Source organism: Endozoicomonas sp. ONNA2 (assembly GCF_024606365.1).
In the GTDB taxonomy this organism is placed as follows: Bacteria; Pseudomonadota; Gammaproteobacteria; order Pseudomonadales; family Endozoicomonadaceae; genus Endozoicomonas.
The window spans coordinates 1-1,803 of the sequence record NZ_JAHHPO010000009.1; the positions used below are offsets into that span (position 1 = coordinate 1).

2 protein-coding genes are annotated in these 1,803 nt (G+C 40.3%); both read right to left on the reverse strand.

The window, feature by feature from the left end:
* Nucleotides 1-207: 207 nt before the first annotated feature.
* Nucleotides 208-1,155: a helix-turn-helix transcriptional regulator gene (locus KDK14_RS00125; protein WP_257262984.1), complete on the reverse strand. Its 948-nt coding sequence runs from the start codon at nt 1,153-1,155 to the stop codon at nt 208-210.
* Nucleotides 1,156-1,302: 147 nt separating this feature from the next.
* Nucleotides 1,303-1,494 carry a tRNA isopentenyl-2-thiomethyl-A-37 hydroxylase MiaE gene (miaE, locus tag KDK14_RS00130; RefSeq protein ID WP_306671406.1) on the reverse strand — a complete coding sequence of 64 codons (192 nt, stop codon included), beginning with the start codon at nt 1,492-1,494 and terminating at the stop codon, nt 1,303-1,305.
* Nucleotides 1,495-1,803: the final 309 nt, after the last annotated feature.

The window sequence follows — 1,803 nt, forward strand, 5'->3', positions numbered from 1 at the left end:
ATGATTGCGGTGGAGCATCTGAATATGTGGAAGTTATTTACAGACAATTCCTTACGAGCTTCCTCTATCCATTCTTGAGGTGTGGTACAAGCCAGGAACTCTAAAATGTGCGAGATATCTACGGACAGGTGGCCTCCAATAAAGAAGGCCAGAATAACAGAAATCAAGATTGAATTATTGCCAGGAGCAGAACAATAAAAATCTGTTCTACATCGCTGAAAGCTCTGAACTATCTACCGTAAACTCTACGCCCAGCTTGTCACATATAGCAGGAAGTACTTGATGCATAAGCCTTAAACTTGTCAGAATCTCATTCATATAAACATCTGGATGAATTCTGTCATCATTAAATCCAAACGCTTCTGCCTCTGCCTCATGAACCAAAGACTCAGGATCACGCGTGATAAGATGATACAATTCAGCCCTTAAAGGGTATCCAGCCTTAACAGCCTGTTTTTTTATTTTGTTTATCAGTTCCTTAGAATACTTTTCCGTCTTGTATCTAAAACCCCTATAGTCTTTGAGTAAATCATTCTCGCCTCCTATTTTTGCTAGAGCAAGTGAAGGTAGACAAAACTCTAATTCGTGACAATCTTCAAATAGTTCAATTTCATCATCATAAGTAAGGTCTGAAACAAATGCAGCATAAAAATCATATAATTGAGCCCAAGCAATAAGTAATTCATATATAAGATTTGAATACGGATTAACGCTGATAAGAGAGTCAAAAAGCTTCTCATTTCCTTCGTAATCCATTGAATAATCAAATTCAATATCTTCTGGAAATATCTTTGGTATCTCAACCCCTGCTTCAGTTAGAGTACGCAGAATGCAGAACAACAATAATCCTGTATCATCATCGAACGGCTGAGTGTTGTAGTTGCACTCTGCATTCTCGTCTGCCATTTCAGCCAAATAATGAACCAACGTCTGCCACTTATTGGCTTCCTTTATTCCTCCTGTCCAAAAAACCACATCTGGATCTAGCTCATCAAGCTTTAAAATTCCCTTAATTTTTTCAGTCATATCATGAGACATGTGTTCGCCAGCCTTCCACTTGGTGATTTGTGCAGGAGATACACCGAGTTTCATGGCCATCTCTTTCTGAGTGATATCAAGCTCTTTGAGAGCTAATTTAATTAGATTTGAAGACATAACGACTACCTCATAAATTCCCATTTAGTAAATGTCAAATACTCATTTACTTAACACTGTAGTCATTAATTTACTTAAATACAATAGAAATTTAGTAAATTGATTACAGATCAACGATTGGATATTATAACTCGTTTATCAGGTATCCTAAGGATTGTTTGCTATAGCCGCTTTAGAATATCCGCATAACTTCTCATTAATTGCGTGATCAACCAGCAAAACTGCAAGATTCTCAGGCTTGCAAGCCTCCTCTAGCCACTCCCGGGGAGTCGGACACAACAGGAAATTCAGGATATGGGAAATGTCTGCAATCATACGGCCTCCGGGGATAGAGGCCATGATAACAGATGAATCAGACTGAATCTGCCAACCCAACGAAGAAGCCTGAATGGATCACCAATAACCATCTGGCGAACTCCGACTACATCAAATCACCCCGGATACTATTGATGACAATGCTACGCGTAATGTGACTTACGACAAGGGCCTGCTGCTGGAAATTGCACTCGAGCACCTCAACATCCACCTGTATTTTAACGACCGTGGCGAGGGCAACGAGCTATTCTGGAAACCCTGCCTGCAGGATTTATTGGCCGGGTTGATCTGGCAAATCCTGAGGCGGGCTATGAGGTGATTGTGCCGGATTTG